Source organism: Qipengyuania pacifica (genome assembly GCF_019711555.1).
Lineage (GTDB): Bacteria > Pseudomonadota > Alphaproteobacteria > Sphingomonadales > Sphingomonadaceae > Qipengyuania > Qipengyuania pacifica.
On record NZ_JAIGNQ010000001.1, the window covers coordinates 417,947 to 432,133 of the forward strand.

Below are 14,187 nucleotides of genomic sequence, written 5' to 3' on the forward strand. Positions count from 1 at the left end.
GGCCGCCTTCGCAATGGCTGGCCTCGCGTATCAGGCGGCCCCCCTTGCGGCCCAGCATTACCAGTGCAGCCCGCCACGCACGGTGGCGGTTCCCCGTATCGAACGCGAAGCACGCCCACGCCCTTTGCCGATAACGGGATACACACTGGCACTGAGCTGGAGCCCGGAATTCTGCAAGCCGCGTAAGGGGCGCCCGCAACATGCGCGTCAATGCAACGGGCGGGACGGCCTGTTCGGCCTCGTGGTTCATGGATTGTGGCCGAACAGCGGACGCAACTGGCCACAGTGGTGCACGGCGCGGCGTCAGCCGCTTGCGCGCGAGATGGCCGCCAATATGTGCCTTTCACCCTCAGCCGCGTTGATAGCGCGTCAATGGGCCAAGCACGGCTCCTGCATGGCGCAGCGACCGGCAACCTATTTCAAGGTCACCCGCATCTTGTGGCAGGGCCTGCGCTTTCCCGACTTCGATCGCGTGAGCCGCGAGGACGATCTGACCGCCGGTATAATCCGCACGCGGTTCGTCGATGCAAATCATGGCTGGAAACCAGACGCAGTTGGCGTGCTGCTGAACAGCCGCGGATGGCTGGAGGAATTGCGCCTGTGCTACGACAAACGCTTCATGCCCACCGCCTGCGACCGCCAGAGATTCGGTGCGCGAGACGAGACTCCGGCCAAAATCTGGCGAGGGCTTTGATGCGCACTACAGGCTAGAGCGCGTTCTGAATTACCGGCCGAGCGAACATTTCCTGATGCTCACCGTCGTTGTCTGAAGAACTCCCGCAGGATTTGTGCCGCCTTTGTCTCCCCCATGCCCGAATATATCTCGGGCTTGTGGAGGCATTGCGGCTGGTCGAACACCCGCGCGCCATGTTCGACCGCCCCGCCCTTGGGATCGCTCGCGGCATAATAGAGCTTGCCGATCCGCGCATGGACGATCGCGCCAGCGCACATCGCGCAAGGCTCCAGCGTGACCCACAATTCGCAATCTGTGAGACGCTCTTCCCCAAGCTTCCTGGCCGCAAGGCGAATCGCCTGAATCTCGGCATGGGCTGTCGGATCATGGTGTTCGCGTGGGGCGTTATGGGCTTCTGCCACGATCGTCCCGCCGCGCACGATCACGGCGCCCACAGGCACTTCGCCGACCCGGGCAGCGTCTTCGGCGAGGGTGAGCGCACGGTGCATGGGTTGCGGAAGGGTCCAGGAAGCCATAGCGGAACTGCGCTAGCTCGCGTGCACTTGAGGCGCAACGTGCTTGACGATTCGCACCCTCGCAGCTATGCGCGCCGCTTTCCGGGATTAATGAGCCCCGCAACCGCGCCGAGCGGCCAAGGGAACTCGCCCGTCCATTCGAACGAAGAGACTTATCATGTCGCGCATTTGCGAACTCACCGGCAAGGGCCGCCAGGTCGGTCACAATGTGAGCCACGCCAACAATAAGACCAAGCGGGTCTTCCTGCCCAACCTTCAGAACGTGACGCTGATGAGCGAAAAGCTCGATCGCAGCTTCAAGTTCCGCGTGTCGACACAGGGCCTGCGTTCGGTTGAACATAATGGCGGTCTCGATAATTGGCTGCTCAAGACCAATGACGACAAGCTTTCGGCCAACGCGCTCAAGGTGAAGCGCGAGCTGAAGAAAGCTGCCGCCGCCTCTTAAGGCATGGCGTTGCGCCCCGGCGCAGCAGCTTGAAAGAACGAAAGGCGCGCGGGACTACTCGCGCGCTTTTTCGCGTCTGTCCCAGCGTAGCTTGAGCAGCAGTGTGCGCTGGATCGCCATGAAATTGTCGTCGGAAATCAGCCAGACGAATTGGCCGTCGACGTCCGTAGTGACGGCAATGCCCTCGTAATTGTCACGCGGAATCGCATTCCCGAATTCGGCGAGCAGGCGCGTGGGTATGGATCCATCGGGGTTGCGCCGGTCGATATCGATCTCGACAATCGCCGTCTCGAACCCCGGTGGAATGGACCAGGCGAGACGGCGCAGCAGGATCAGTGCCCGGCCGCCACCGATCGGGGTGGCATCGACCAGGCTGTAACTTTGCGGAATGTCGATCAGTACGCTTTGCGGGCGCTTGTCCTCGATCGGGTCGGTCGCAAATATCAGCGCTTCGTGCTGACGCCCCATCCAGCGCTGCGCACTCTCCTCGATCACCAGAAAGCGGCCATCGCTCAAGCGCGCCAGCGATTCGGCGCCGCCATTGCTTTCCCAATTGCGCATCTGTGGTGGCCGGACTTCGGCATTTCGGCGATGGTCGGCATCGAAACGCACGATGGCTTCGCGGAACTCGTATCCCCCCCACAGGATGCCAGAGCTCGGATCGATGGCCAGCGATTCCAGATCGCGGCTCTCTTTCGGGCCGTCATTCGCATCGTCGAACGAACTCAGAATTCCTGGCAGATCGCTGCGGTCGGGACGGCCAAATATCAACTTCTGGCCGGTGTCGCTCCCGGCCAGGAAGCGCTCCTTGTCCAGTACGACCAGCGCCGAAAATCCGCCGAACTGCGCCCTGTCGCCTGTCATTTCCCACCCGGCCATCAAAGTGAAGGGACCGCGCTGCGATTGCGTCACGTCGATCGGCTCGATGGTGGCGAGCCGCTGGAAATCCTGCGGGGGCTCAGCTGTACGAAGCCAGGTTCCGGGCACGATGGCCGCAGTCAGCAGGGCAGCCAGGACAAGACGCGTCGGGCGCATGGGAAAGGTGCTCTCCTGATTGCGCCGTTGTGCGCGTCACGCGCTCAGCGCATCGGTCCGGTGAACAGCAGCGGATCCAGCCTGGCATTGCGCCATTTCAGGCTCCAGTGCAGGTGCGGCCCGGTGGCGCGGCCCGACGAACCGACATCGCCGATATGCTGCCCCTGCCTGACGCGATCGCCTTCCTTCACATAGAGGCGCGAGGAGTGCAGGAACGCGCTGTTGAGCCCCTGTCCGTGATCGATAATCAGCAGATTGCCTTCCAGGCTGTACCCTTCCACCGCCAGCACCACGACACCGTCTGCCGGGGCGACGTAAGGTACGCCATTGCCGGGCGCGATATCGATGCCGGAATGATAGCTGCCCGGTTCGCCGCGATATACCCGCTGCGAGCCGAACCGGCCAGAAATACGCCCCGTCACCGGCCAGATGAAATCCTGCGTCCAGCCGGTGCTGTCCGTGTCCTTCAACCGCGCATCCCAGATCGCGTCCAGTTCAGGCTGGCGGATCTTCATGAAAGCGGCCGACGCGCCGCCGGGCGTGCGCGCTGCATTTATATGCTCGATATTCCATGCCCGCGGCGCAATCGTAAGGGGGCTTTCGATCATGCGCCCATTGGCCAGCCGCGCTGTCAGCGTCATCGCTGCCGGCGCATCGCGATCGAAGGCGGCGAAGAATCGCCCCTCGTCGTCGAAGGTCAGCGTTTCCTCGCCCAGCATGGCTTCCCTGGTCCCACCGGGCACGGTCCCGCGCATCCAGCCGCCCTGTTCCAGTTCGCCATCGAAGGTAAACACGGCGGGCCGCGAGGGCGTGGGCGTCGGGGAAGGCGCAGGCACGGGCGCGGCGCGCACCGGCTGCACCACTTCGGGCGATGCCGCCCGCTCCGGCCCTGCCGATGGCACACAGGCGGTCGCAAGCAGAAGAAGCGGCGCGACCCTCGCGTAACTCACGGCGCCAGCCGCTCCGTGGCGAGCTGCGCACTGGCATAGGGCTCCTGATACTCGACCGACCAGTAGCGCAATTCGTCGAGCGCGATCGGCACCCCGCTCATCGCGCAGATGACGTGGCTTCCCGGGCGCAGCACCCGAAAGCCCGAAGGCCCGTACTGCAGCTTGGCCTCGCCATCCGAGGGCGAAGAATTCTTGTTCATCAACATGGCGCGAATCCTAGCAGGTCCACCTTAACCGAACAAATCTTCCTGCTTGTGGGCAGTTCCGGACCTCGTCGGCTTGCGGCGCGGCGCGGTGGGCGCTGCCGCTCCACCGGTCGACACGTCGAGATCGCCGTCGCGGAACTTCAGCGTCAGCGCCGCTTCCCCTGCCGCGCCCGCTCTGTCGGTGATGGTCCTGCCCTCCGCATCGGTGACCCGGACATAGCCGCGCGCCAGCGGGCGGTCGGGATGCAGTTGCTCCGCCAGCCGCCCCAACGCCGCCAGCCGCTCGCGCCGTTCGGCCAGCGGACGTTCGACCAGCGCAGGCGCCAGCTTCTGTCCCGCCAGCGCACGCTGTGCCTCGCGCAGGTTGCGTTCCAGCACAGCAGGCGCAAGGCGAAGGTTGGACAGCCTCTCCCGCCCCTGGGCCGCACGGTCGCGCAGGCCCCGTCGCAGCCTCTCGGCCAGATCGTCGAGCCTTTGCGCATGCGGCTCTAACAGCGCCTCCCGCTTTGGCAAACGGTCGGCCCGTGCTTGGAGCCGCTCCCGGCCAAGCTGCACCGGACGCAGGATCGCCCGCTTCTTGCGCGCCTCGAAATCCGCCAGCGCCGCAGCCAGTTCCGCGCGCACCGGCACTGCCATTTCGGCTGCCGCGGTGGGCGTCGGCGCGCGGCGGTCCGCCGCATAGTCTGCCAGAGTGGTGTCGGTTTCATGTCCGACCGCGCTGATCGTGGGGATCGGGCAATCGGCGATGGCGCGCACCACCACTTCCTCGTTGAAGCTCCACAGATCCTCGATCGAACCGCCTCCGCGCGCCACGATGACGAGGTCGGGCCGATCGGCATGACCCTGGGGCAGGGCGGAAAACCCGCGCACCGCGCCTGCCACCTGCTCTGCCGCGCCTTGGCCCTGCACCAGCACCGGCCACACGATCACGCGGCTCGGGAAACGGTCTGCCAGCCGGTGGAGGATATCGCGGATCACCGCCCCCGTGGGCGATGTAACCACCCCGATGGTTCGCGGCAGATAGGGCAGCGGCCGTTTGCGCGCGGGATCGAACAGCCCTTCCGTCTCGAGCCTTGCCTTGGTCTTTTCCAGCAGCGCCAGCAGCGCCCCTTCGCCGGCCAGTTCCATCCGTTCGATCACGATCTGGTATTTCGAGCGCCCCGGATAGGTCGTGATCTTGCCCATCGCCACAACTTCCAGCCCGTCTTCCGGGCGGAACGGCAGGCGCCCCGCATTGCCGCGCCACATCACCCCGTCGAGCACCGCGTTCTCGTCCTTGAGCGCGCAGTACATATGACCGCTCGCGGCCCGCTTCACGCCCGACAATTCGCCGCGCAGCCGCACGAAGCCGAACCGGTCTTCCACCGTTCGCTTCAGCGCCTGCGATATTTCGCTCACCGTCAGCGGCTCGGCGTTGTCGCCTGCGTAGGGCTTCGCTACCAAGCTCGCATCATCTGAATCTGACGGGAAATCGGCGGTCATGAATATCCTTTTGCTCGGCAGTGGCGGGCGCGAACATGCTCTTGGCTGGAAACTGGCGCAATCGCCGCTGTGCGACAAGTTGTGGGCGGCGCCCGGCAACCCGGGCATAGCACAGCTTGCCGAATGCACATCCGTCGATGCGACCGATCACAATGCCGTTATTGCCTTTGCGAAGGACAATGCCATCGGCCTCGTCGTGATCGGCCCCGAAGCGCCACTGGTCGACGGGCTGGCCGATTCGCTGCGTGCAGCGGGGATCGATACCTTCGGCCCCTCGAAACTGGCCGCCCAGCTCGAAGGGAGCAAGGGCTTCACCAAGGAATTGTGCCAGCGCGCCGGCATCCCCACCGCGCGGTATGAACGCTGCACCTCGCTGGAGGCGGCATGGGGCGCGCTCAAGCGGTTCAAGCCGCCCTTCGTGCTCAAGGCTGACGGTCTCGCCGCAGGCAAGGGCGTGGTCATCGCCGAAACATACGAACAGGCGCAGGAAGCGCTGGGCGAAATGTTCGATGGCAGGTTCGGCAGCGCCGGCAGCGAAGTCGTGATCGAACAGTTCCTTACCGGCGAGGAAGCCAGCTTCTTCGCGCTGACCGACGGCACGGCCATCGTCCCCATCGGCACTGCGCAGGATCACAAGCGCGTGGGCGAAGGCGATACCGGCCCCAATACCGGCGGCATGGGCGCCTATTCCCCCGCCCCCGTCCTGACCGATGCCCTGCAGGCGCAGGTCATGCGCGAGATCGTAGAGCCGACCGTGCGTACCATGGCGGCCGAAGGCACGCCCTATTCCGGCGTGCTCTACGCCGGCCTGATGCTGACGAAGGACGGCCCCCAACTGATCGAGTACAATGCGCGCTTCGGCGATCCCGAATGCCAGGTGCTGATGATGCGGCTGGAAAGCGACCTCGTCGAACTGATGCTGGCCTGTGCACAGGGGCGGCTGGCCGAAATCGACGCGCCCGAACTGTCCGATGATTTCGCGCTGACGGTGGTCATGGCTGCGGAAGGTTATCCCGATACGCCGAAGAAGGGCGGCCGGATCGATCTTGGCGAGGCCGAGGCCAATGGCGCCAGGGTCTTCCATGCAGGCACGAAGCTGGATGGCGATACGCTGACCAGCAGCGGAGGCCGCGTCCTCAACGTAACCGCCCGCGGCTCCAGCGCCACCGAAGCGCAGGCCAGAGCCTATGCCGCGGTAGACGCCATCGACTTTGCCGACGGCTTCTGCCGACGCGATATTGGTCAACGCGAAGTGCGGCGGGAGCAGGGGTAACGCAGTTCGACCAGATGTTCGACCAGGTGCCGCCACAAATCTGGATTGTTCTTGCACTCGCCATAATTTCGCTTGGGCCGGCGGCGTATGTCTGGCGGTATTTCGCTCATGGGTTAACCCCACGCGATATCACTCTTCCACCTGAAGATTTGAGTTGGAAGTCCCTCAGACATCTTCTTCTCTGCCTTACGGCTTTGGTCGGGCTTGCCGGCATTGGGGCGTTCGTTTTCACCCCGTGGGCAGCGCAGTTTGCACGTTCGCCCTTGTTCGCTCAGGCACTTTTCGGCGCGATGGGCAGCTATGCTCTTTGCACGGTTGTATGGAGTTGGCGCAAAGGCGAAATCGAACTCCTGCTACGCGGTTTTGTAAGTAGGTTCTCCAGAACAGAGCACCCGAAGCGCTACTGGGCGTCCATGATCTGGAACGGTATATTAGGTGCAGGACTTCTTGCGGCCGCATTCGGCGCGGGTCGCGAAAACGCAACTCCGCATTGCGACGATGGTAATAGCCGAGATGAGCTGATCGAAATTCTGGCGACTTGCAGTGCGTTACTTGCTGAAAGCGATCTCGACCTTGACCAGCGAGCGAACCTGCTCGCAGACCGTGGGGCGATAAACCACCGGCTTGGCAACGATACTCTCGCGCTACGAGATTATTCTGATGCACTTGCCCTTGATCCAAGCAACTCATACGCGCTCTACAATCGCGCTCTCGTTTATCAACGCACGAAGGATTTTTCGCGTTCTCTCGCGGATTTCGATGCGTCTCTCGCCTTGCGTCCGGACAACGACGCAGCCTATCTAGATCGCGGCCTGCTCTACCTCGATCACGGTCGATTGGAAGAGGCGGTCCGAGATTTCACGACACTGCACGAACGGTCTCCCGATAATGCCTACGCCTTGGCAAATCGCGGCATCACATATGTGTGGCTAGGCGAGCGCGAGAAGGCAGAAAAGGACTTCGCTACCATAAACAAAGACGGCGAAGCATGGCCAATTGTGCTTCATGGCCGCGCACTCCTTGCCTTTCATGACAAGGAGTATTCGCGCTCAATCGATTACTTGACCCAAGCCTTGAACGTAGATCCGGACGACTATTTCGCTCTCCGCCTCCGAGCCGATGCCTACTGGAAGTCCGGCAGAAAGGATCTGGCACGTAATGACGACGACCGTTCAATAGCGATCGATGCCGAGCGAGATACTAGATAAGAATTGTCGATTTTAGATAACGTGCAGAATCTCTTCCTGGATGTTGCGCGCCTTTGCACCCGAAGAGCGAAACTCTGCTTCGAGGCTCTTAACGATCTCGCCTGAAGCGAACCGTCTGGAAATTTGAGTGGTCAGCCCAGCTTCTCGGCCATCAGCGCTTTCAGATCCACTTCCGGCCGCGCGCCGTAGTGCGAGATGATTTCGGCGGCGCAGATCGAGCCCATGCGCAGGCAGGTCTCGAGGCTTTCGCCGCGGGCATGGCCAGTCAGGAAGCCTGCCGCAAAAAGGTCGCCTGCACCGGTGGTGTCGATCACTTTCTCGACCGGCTCGGCGTTCACTTCGGCGCGCTGGCCATTGGCGATACCGACGGCGCCCTTGGCGCTGCGGGTCGCGACCAGCACCGGGATCTTGCCGTCGAGCGCGGCGAGGCCTGCTTCGAACTCGCTTTCGCCCGTCAGCGTCGCCAGTTCGGTTTCGTTGACGAACATGATGTCGATCAGCCCTTCCTCGATCATCTTGCGGAAATCATCGCCATGGCGATCGATCACGAAGCTTTCCGACGCAGTGAAGGCGACCTTGCGGCCGGCCTTGCGCGCAACCTCGATCGCACGGCGCATTGCGCTGCGCGGCTCTTCCGGGTCCCACAGATAGCCTTCGAGATAGAGAATGCCCGCACTGGCGATGAGCTCGTCGTCGAGCGCGGCTGGCGGCAGGAACTGGCTGGCGCCGAGGAAGGTGTTCATCGTCCGCTCGCCATCGGGCGTCACGAAGATCAGGCAGCGTGCGGTCGAGGGCTGGCCGTCGCGCGATGGCGTGTCGAAATCGATGCCGACGGCGCGGATGTCGTGCGTGAACACATCGCCCAGCTGGTCCTTGGCCACCTGGCCCACGAAGGCGCACTGGGCACCCAGCGCGCTCATGCCTGCCAGCGTGTTCGCTGCCGAACCGCCCGAAATTTCCCGCGCCGGGCCCATCGCTTCGTAAAGCCGCTGCGCGCCGTCTTCGTCCACCAGCGTCATCCCGCCCTTGTTCAGATCGAGCTCGTCGATCAGTTCTTCGGTGCAGGGTGACATTACGTCGACGATGGCATTGCCGATGGCGATCACGTCGTAGCGGGGTTCGGTCATGGATACTCCGGGAGGGATTTCGGTATGTCGGGCGCCGTTAGCGGTTCGTCGCCCGCGCGCCAAGGGCGGCGTTGACTTGGAACGGCGGCGCGCGCATCCCCCGCCTCGCATGAATTCGCTGCCTGCCGCCCTCGCCCTGTCGCTACGCCAGCTCGGCGACCGGGCGATCCTCGGCGTCCTGCTCAAGACCGCCTTGATAACGCTCGGCATTTTTCTGGCCGGCGGCGCGGCGCTTTATGTCGGTGTGGAACGGGCGATCGACAGTTTCACCCAGGCCGATACATCCGCATTCGGTGCCCTTGTCGCTGCAGCCGGCATGATCATCGCGGGTTGGTTCCTGTTTCGCGTGGTCGCGCTGTTCGTCCTACAGTTTTTCGCCGAAGACGTCGTACGCGCGGTGGAGGCGAAACATTATCCGCACGCCGCGCATGGCGTACGCGACATCCCTTTCACCGAAGACGTCGGCAATGCGCTGCGCTCGCTGGTGCGCACCGTGCTGGCCAATGCCGCGGCTTTGCCGGTCGCCGCGCTGCTGCTTTTCACCGGGATCGGCGCCGCCGCCGTGTTCTGGGCGGTGAACGCCTTCCTGATCGGGCGCGAATTGCGCGACATGGTATGGATCAGGCATCGCAGCAATCCAGCCGAAAGCGCCCCCATGGGCGGCGTGAACCGCTTCCTGCTCGGCGGTGTCGTGGTCGCGCTTCTCGCTGTCCCTTTCATCAACCTGCTCGCCCCGATAATAGGCGCTGCCGCCGCGACCCACATGGTCCACCGCGCCCGACAGAGAGTTCCGAATGCGTAAATCTGCCCTTCTCCTGCTCCCCCTTCTCGGTGCCTGCGTCAGCACGCCCTCACCCTCTGGCCCCGGCCCGTCGCGCCCGTCTGCCGGCACGCCGCCGCAGCAGGTACGCCCCGCGCCGACGACGCAGGCCTTCCGCGCCCCGCGCATCATGAACATGCCAGGGCTGGAAAATGTCATCGGGAAGAATGAAACCGCGCTCGCCAATCTCTTCGGCGCACCGCAGCTCAATGTGAAGGAAGGCGACGCGAGGAAACTGCAGTTTGCCGGCGATGCCTGCGTGCTCGACGTCTATCTCTACCCACTTCAACCGCGCGGAGAGCCAAGCGCCACCTATGTCGATGCCCGGCGGGCAAGCGACGGCATCGATGTGGACCGCGCCGCCTGTGTGCGGGCGCTCAGGCGGTAAGGGCCGAACTGCGCAAGGCTGGAACGCCGCGCTCCGGCCGCAGACGCCGGTAGCGATTTACCCGGTCATCAGACCATGAAGCTTTCGCCGCAGCCGCAAGCGCCCTTGGCATTGGGATTTTCGAACACGAAGCCGGCGGTGAAATCGTCTTCCACCCAGTCCATCGTGCTCCCGATCAGATAGAGGACGCTGGCGCCGTCGATGTAGAACACACCGCCGGGGGTCTCGATCTTCTCGTCGAATTTGGTTTCCTCGCTGACGTAGTCGACCGAATAGGCCAGACCCGAGCAGCCGCGGCGCGGGGTCGACAGCTTCACGCCGATCGCATCTTCCGGGGCCTTGGCCATCAGATCGGCAACGCGCTGCTCGGCGGCGGCGGTCAGGATCACGGCGGCCTTCGGTGCGGGGCGGGTTTTCGTTTCGGTGTCGCTCATAGCATTCCTAACTCCAGCCGCGCCTCGTCGGTCATCTTGTCCGGGCCCCAGGGCGGATCCCAGACCAGATTGACTTCGGCATCGCGGACGCCCGGCACGCTGGCAGCGCGCAGTTCGACTTCGCCCGGCATGGTTTCGGCCACCGGGCAATGCGGCGTGGTCAGCGTCATGGTGACGGTCACGTCGCTTTCGTCATCGACCTCGACGCCGTAGATCAGCCCCAGATCGTAGATGTTCACCGGGATTTCCGGATCGTAGATTTCCTTGAGCGCGGAGATCACGGCCTCGTACAGATCGCCGCCGGGCGCGCCTGCGGGCACGTTCTCCGGCTTTTTCTGCAGGAACCCCTCCAGATAATCGCGCTTGCGTTCCATCGTCTCGCGCGGGGATTCTTCCGTATCGACGGCATCCTCCACCCGCGCACGCGGGGGCTTGCCGCCTGCATTGTCGGCAGGCGCCACATCACCCGGCAGGGGGGCCGCGATGAAATCAGTATCGGTATTCGTTTCTTCGCTCATCCGAAGATCCTCTGGGTACGTTCGATGCCGCGCAGCAGGGCAGCAATGTCGCTTTCGTCGGAATACAGCCCGAAGCTTGCGCGGGCGGTGGCGGGGACGCCGAGATGGTCCATCAGCGGCTGCGCACAGTGATGTCCGGCCCGGATCGCGACATGTTCTTCGTCCAATATGGTGCCCAGATCGTGCGGGTGAACCCCCTCCATCGCAAAGCTGACGATGCCGGCGCTCTCTTCCGGCCCGAACAGACGGATCGAATTGTGTGCAGACAGTGCTTCACGCAGTGTTCGGGCGAGCCGACGCTCGTGATCATACGCTTGATCGACACCCATATCATCGATGTATTCGATCGCCGCGTGCAGCGCGATCGCTTCCGTGATCATCGGCGTGCCGGCCTCGAACCGCTGCGGAGGCGGGGCGTAAGTGGTCTTTTCGAAGGTCACGCGGTCGATCATCGCCCCGCCGCCCTGCCACGGGGGCATGCCATCCAGTATCTCTTCGCGCGCCCACAGCACGCCGATTCCGGTGGGTCCGTAGATTTTGTGTCCGGAAAAAGCGTAGAAATCACAATCGATTGCGGCCATGTCGAGCGTCATGCGCGGCGCCGCCTGACATCCGTCCAGCATCAGCTTCGCACCGACCGAATGCGCGAGATCCGCCGCGGCCCGCGCATCGAGCACGCTGCCAAGGACGTTGGAAACATGCGCCAGCGAAACCAGCTTGGTTCGCGGCGTGAGGATCGCTTCGAGCGCACCGAGGTCGATCTGCCCGTCTTCCGTCAGCGGACAGACATCGATCTGCGCCCCCGTACGCTCCGCCACCATCTGCCAGGGTACGATGTTGGAATGATGCTCGAGCGTGGACAACACGATCCGGTCACCCTCGCCGATATTCACCATGCCCCAGCTCGCAGCGACAAGGTTGATCGCTTCTGTCGCACCGCGCACGAAGACCACTTCGTTCTCGCTTTTCGCGCCGATGAACTCCGCAACCCGCCGCCGGGCAGATTCGTAACCAAGCGTCATCTGCGCGCTGCGCCCGTACACGCCGCGATGCACCGTGGCATAGTCGACGCCGAGCGCGCGGCTCATTGCATCAACCACCACCTGCGGCTTTTGCGCAGACGCCGCCGTATCGAGATAGTGCCAAGGCTCGCCATCGGCCGTGACGAGTCCCGGGAAATCGGCCTTGCGGGAAAGGACGGCTGTATCGCTCACAAGTACTTGTCCACCTTGTCGAGCGCGACTTTCATCAACTCCTCGCGCTTCGCCTCATCCTCCAGCGACACCAGCGCATCGCCAAGAAAGGCCTGCACCAGCAGACGGCGAGCCACATCGGGCGAAAGCCCCCGCGCCGCCATATAGAAGCGTGCCGTTTCATCGAGCTGGCCGACACTGGCGCCATGCGCGCACTTCACATCGTCGGCAAAGATTTCGAGCTGCGGCACGGCGTTCACACTGGCGCCCTTTTCCAGCAGTAACCCTTTGAAATCCTGCGCTGCATCGGTCTTCTGCGCATCGCGAGCCACATCGATATTGCCAAGGAAATTCCCGGTGCCATGTCCCCAGTGCACACTGCGCACGGTCTGGTTGCTGGTCGCTTCGGGCTGGGCATGGGTGGTACGCGTGACGAATTCGCGCACCGTGTCGCGCCCGCCAACGGTAATCCCGCCGAATTCGAAATGCGCGCCCTTGTTCAAGGTCACCTCGATTTCGAGGCGGGCGTATTCGGCCGATGCAAGCACGGCGAACAGTTCACACGTCGCGCCTTCGCCGACGGTCACGCGCCAACGATGCAATTCCGTCGGGTTGCTGGCGCCGTCGGCAATCACCAGTATCTCGCCAAAGCTATCGCCAGCCTCGACTTTGATCTCGCGCCAGTCGTCCAGTGCCTCGCCCTGCAGCCTTTCGACCGCGGAATAGCGCCAGGCTTCGTCCTTGCGGGTAGGAAGGGTTGCCGTCGTCACGATTTGGTCCTTTCCGCGGCCAGTCGGGCGATGGCCGCGTCTTCGTATTCGTCGAGACAAGGCTTGGTCCCGGCCAGCATCGCGTTGAACTTATCGCGCTTTTCCAGGCGGGATGCGTCGGAAGACATCAGCTTGTCGATCCGCGGCTCCAGCGGCTTGATGCAGGTCAGCATGCCCCCGCATCGGATTGCATCGAGCTGCTTGTCGCCCGTGCTTTCCTTCGTGCGACACATGAGCCTCCCATTCTCTTTCGTGACGCCGCCCTTCCACGTCTTCAGCTTCTCGCCGATAACGACGATCTGGTGATCGACAGGGTCGGCCGATGGCGCTGCGTCCTGTGCATGCGCGGCGCCGGCCATCAGCATCAGTATGATTGCAATTTTCTTCACGCCGCGACCGCCTCATACCCCTCGGCCTCAAGCTTCTGCGCGAGTTCGGGTCCGCCAGTCGTGACGATCCGGCCGCCTGCGAGAATATGCACCTTGGCCGGTGTCACGTAATCGAGCAGGCGCTGATAGTGGGTGATCAGCAGCACCGCCTTCTCCGGCGAACGCATGATCGCGTTGATGCCGTCGCCGACAACGCGCAGCGCATCGATATCCAGTCCGCTGTCGGTTTCGTCCAGCACTGCGAACCTGGGATCGAGAATGCCCATCTGCACCATCTCTGCGCGCTTCTTTTCGCCGCCCGAGAAGCCGACATTCACATGGCGCTTGAGCATTTCCGGGTCGAGCTTGAGCAGCGCGGCCTTGTCCTTGGCCAGCTTGAGGAATTCACCACCCGTAAGCGGCTCTTCGCCCCGCGCCTTGCGCTGCGAATTGAGCGCCTCGCGCAGGAATTGGAGGTTGGAGACGCCGGGTATCTCGACCGGGTACTGAAAGCCCAGGAACAGGCCGGCTGCGGCGCGTTCGTGCGGCTCCATATCGAGCAGATCGATCCCGTTGAATTCTACCGATCCCTGCGTAACCTCGTAACCCGGGCGTCCGCCCAGCACATACGCCAGCGTGGATTTGCCCGCGCCATTGGGGCCCATGATCGCGTGGACTTCGCCCGCGGGCACTTCCAGCGAAAGGCCGTTGAGAATGGTCTTGCCGTCGATTTCGGCGTGAAGATTTTCTATTTTCAGCAT

At 63.4% G+C, this 14,187-nt stretch carries 18 protein-coding genes; 6 read left to right on the top strand and 12 right to left on the bottom strand.

From position 1 onward, the window contains the following. Positions 1–13 precede the first annotated feature (13 nt). The gene (locus K3177_RS02040) at positions 14–694 is read left to right on the top strand and encodes a ribonuclease T2 family protein (RefSeq protein ID WP_247714190.1); all 681 of its coding nucleotides are present in this window, start codon (positions 14–16) and stop codon (positions 692–694) included. Between the two features lie 59 nt (positions 695–753). Here the strand turns inward: K3177_RS02040 and K3177_RS02045 are convergent, their stop codons facing one another. Beyond that, a complete protein-coding gene (locus K3177_RS02045; protein ID WP_221596711.1) occupies positions 754–1,209 on the bottom strand; it encodes a nucleoside deaminase in 456 nt (151 codons plus the stop codon). A 157-nt stretch (positions 1,210–1,366) separates the two neighbouring features. Here K3177_RS02045 and rpmB point away from each other — a divergent pair, with 157 nt between their 5' ends. After that, on the top strand, positions 1,367–1,654 hold the full coding sequence (rpmB, locus tag K3177_RS02050; protein WP_103025201.1) for a 50S ribosomal protein L28: 288 nt from the start codon (positions 1,367–1,369) through the stop codon (positions 1,652–1,654). Positions 1,655–1,708: 54 nt separating this feature from the next. Here the strand turns inward: rpmB and K3177_RS02055 are convergent, their stop codons facing one another. The 4 genes from K3177_RS02055 to xseA are packed head-to-tail and all read right to left on the bottom strand — an operon-like array spanning position 1,709 to position 5,327. Then, positions 1,709–2,689, bottom strand: coding sequence for an esterase-like activity of phytase family protein (locus tag K3177_RS02055; RefSeq protein ID WP_221596712.1), 981 nt, complete (start codon positions 2,687–2,689; stop codon positions 1,709–1,711). A gap of 44 nt (positions 2,690–2,733) precedes the next feature. Continuing rightward, positions 2,734–3,639, bottom strand: coding sequence for a M23 family metallopeptidase (locus K3177_RS02060; RefSeq protein ID WP_345725337.1), 906 nt, complete (start codon positions 3,637–3,639; stop codon positions 2,734–2,736). Continuing rightward, positions 3,636–3,845, bottom strand: coding sequence for a DUF2093 domain-containing protein (locus K3177_RS02065; RefSeq protein ID WP_221596714.1), 210 nt, complete (start codon positions 3,843–3,845; stop codon positions 3,636–3,638). The genes K3177_RS02060 and K3177_RS02065 overlap by 4 nt, the downstream gene beginning before the upstream one ends. 24 nt (positions 3,846–3,869) lie before the next feature. After that, positions 3,870–5,327, bottom strand: a complete 1,458-nt coding sequence (gene xseA, locus K3177_RS02070; protein ID WP_221596716.1) for an exodeoxyribonuclease VII large subunit — start codon at positions 5,325–5,327, stop codon at positions 3,870–3,872. Here xseA and purD point away from each other — a divergent pair. After that, positions 5,326–6,600 (top strand): phosphoribosylamine--glycine ligase, encoded by a 1,275-nt coding sequence (gene purD / locus K3177_RS02075; RefSeq protein ID WP_221596718.1) that lies wholly within the window; start codon positions 5,326–5,328, stop codon positions 6,598–6,600. The two genes, xseA and purD, sit on opposite strands and share 2 nt — an antisense overlap. 14 nt (positions 6,601–6,614) lie before the next feature. Beyond that, positions 6,615–7,808, top strand: a complete 1,194-nt coding sequence (locus K3177_RS02080; protein WP_221596720.1) for a tetratricopeptide repeat protein — start codon at positions 6,615–6,617, stop codon at positions 7,806–7,808. 131 nt (positions 7,809–7,939) lie between these two features. On the opposite strand, the gene K3177_RS02085 is transcribed toward K3177_RS02080, so the two are convergent. Further along, complete coding sequence (locus K3177_RS02085) at positions 7,940–8,935, bottom strand: adenosine kinase (protein WP_221596722.1); 996 nt, start codon at positions 8,933–8,935, stop codon at positions 7,940–7,942. 109 nt (positions 8,936–9,044) lie between these two features. Here K3177_RS02085 and K3177_RS02090 point away from each other — a divergent pair, with 109 nt between their 5' ends. Continuing rightward, positions 9,045–9,737, top strand: coding sequence for an EI24 domain-containing protein (locus K3177_RS02090; protein ID WP_221596724.1), 693 nt, complete (start codon positions 9,045–9,047; stop codon positions 9,735–9,737). Continuing rightward, on the top strand, positions 9,730–10,143 hold the full coding sequence (locus K3177_RS02095) for a hypothetical protein (protein ID WP_221596726.1): 414 nt from the start codon (positions 9,730–9,732) through the stop codon (positions 10,141–10,143). The genes K3177_RS02090 and K3177_RS02095 overlap by 8 nt, the downstream gene beginning before the upstream one ends. Before the next feature lie 68 nt (positions 10,144–10,211). Here the strand turns inward: K3177_RS02095 and K3177_RS02100 are convergent, their stop codons facing one another. Genes K3177_RS02100 through sufC form a run of 6 tightly spaced genes read right to left on the bottom strand, consistent with a single transcriptional unit; the run spans position 10,212 to position 14,187 of the window. Then, a complete protein-coding gene (locus K3177_RS02100) occupies positions 10,212–10,577 on the bottom strand; it encodes a HesB/IscA family protein (protein ID WP_103024774.1) in 366 nt (121 codons plus the stop codon). Further along, positions 10,574–11,095: an SUF system Fe-S cluster assembly protein gene (locus K3177_RS02105; RefSeq protein WP_196847243.1), complete on the bottom strand. Its 522-nt coding sequence runs from the start codon at positions 11,093–11,095 to the stop codon at positions 10,574–10,576. Before K3177_RS02105 ends, K3177_RS02100 begins: the two co-directional genes overlap by 4 nt. After that, complete coding sequence (locus K3177_RS02110) at positions 11,092–12,309, bottom strand: cysteine desulfurase (protein ID WP_221596728.1); 1,218 nt, start codon at positions 12,307–12,309, stop codon at positions 11,092–11,094. The genes K3177_RS02105 and K3177_RS02110 overlap by 4 nt, the downstream gene beginning before the upstream one ends. Then, positions 12,306–13,058, bottom strand: coding sequence for a SufD family Fe-S cluster assembly protein (locus K3177_RS02115; protein WP_345725338.1), 753 nt, complete (start codon positions 13,056–13,058; stop codon positions 12,306–12,308). The genes K3177_RS02110 and K3177_RS02115 overlap by 4 nt, the downstream gene beginning before the upstream one ends. Beyond that, a complete protein-coding gene (locus K3177_RS02120; RefSeq protein WP_221596730.1) occupies positions 13,055–13,447 on the bottom strand; it encodes a hypothetical protein in 393 nt (130 codons plus the stop codon). The genes K3177_RS02115 and K3177_RS02120 overlap by 4 nt, the downstream gene beginning before the upstream one ends. Next, on the bottom strand, positions 13,444–14,187 hold the full coding sequence (gene sufC, locus K3177_RS02125) for a Fe-S cluster assembly ATPase SufC (RefSeq protein WP_221596731.1): 744 nt from the start codon (positions 14,185–14,187) through the stop codon (positions 13,444–13,446). Before sufC ends, K3177_RS02120 begins: the two co-directional genes overlap by 4 nt.

Bases quoted from the DNA above. Each gene is read 5' to 3' on its own strand.
- K3177_RS02040 (WP_247714190.1), top strand. From the start codon at position 14: ATGGCTGGCCTCGCGTATCAGGCGGCCCCCCTTGCGGCCCAGCATTAC.
- K3177_RS02045 (WP_221596711.1), bottom strand. From the start codon at position 1,209: ATGGCTTCCTGGACCCTTCCGCAACCCATGCACCGTGCGCTCACCCTC.
- rpmB (WP_103025201.1), top strand. From the start codon at position 1,367: ATGTCGCGCATTTGCGAACTCACCGGCAAGGGCCGCCAGGTCGGTCAC.
- K3177_RS02055 (WP_221596712.1), bottom strand. From the start codon at position 2,689: ATGCGCCCGACGCGTCTTGTCCTGGCTGCCCTGCTGACTGCGGCCATC.
- K3177_RS02065 (WP_221596714.1), bottom strand. From the start codon at position 3,845: ATGTTGATGAACAAGAATTCTTCGCCCTCGGATGGCGAGGCCAAGCTG.
- purD (WP_221596718.1), top strand. From the start codon at position 5,326: ATGAATATCCTTTTGCTCGGCAGTGGCGGGCGCGAACATGCTCTTGGC.
- xseA (WP_221596716.1), bottom strand. From the start codon at position 5,327: ATGACCGCCGATTTCCCGTCAGATTCAGATGATGCGAGCTTGGTAGCG.
- K3177_RS02080 (WP_221596720.1), top strand. From the start codon at position 6,615: ATGTTCGACCAGGTGCCGCCACAAATCTGGATTGTTCTTGCACTCGCC.
- K3177_RS02085 (WP_221596722.1), bottom strand. From the start codon at position 8,935: ATGACCGAACCCCGCTACGACGTGATCGCCATCGGCAATGCCATCGTC.
- K3177_RS02090 (WP_221596724.1), top strand. From the start codon at position 9,045: ATGAATTCGCTGCCTGCCGCCCTCGCCCTGTCGCTACGCCAGCTCGGC.
- K3177_RS02095 (WP_221596726.1), top strand. From the start codon at position 9,730: ATGCGTAAATCTGCCCTTCTCCTGCTCCCCCTTCTCGGTGCCTGCGTC.
- K3177_RS02100 (WP_103024774.1), bottom strand. From the start codon at position 10,577: ATGAGCGACACCGAAACGAAAACCCGCCCCGCACCGAAGGCCGCCGTG.
- K3177_RS02105 (WP_196847243.1), bottom strand. From the start codon at position 11,095: ATGAGCGAAGAAACGAATACCGATACTGATTTCATCGCGGCCCCCCTG.
- sufC (WP_221596731.1), bottom strand. From the start codon at position 14,187: ATGCTGAAAATAGAAAATCTTCACGCCGAAATCGACGGCAAGACCATT.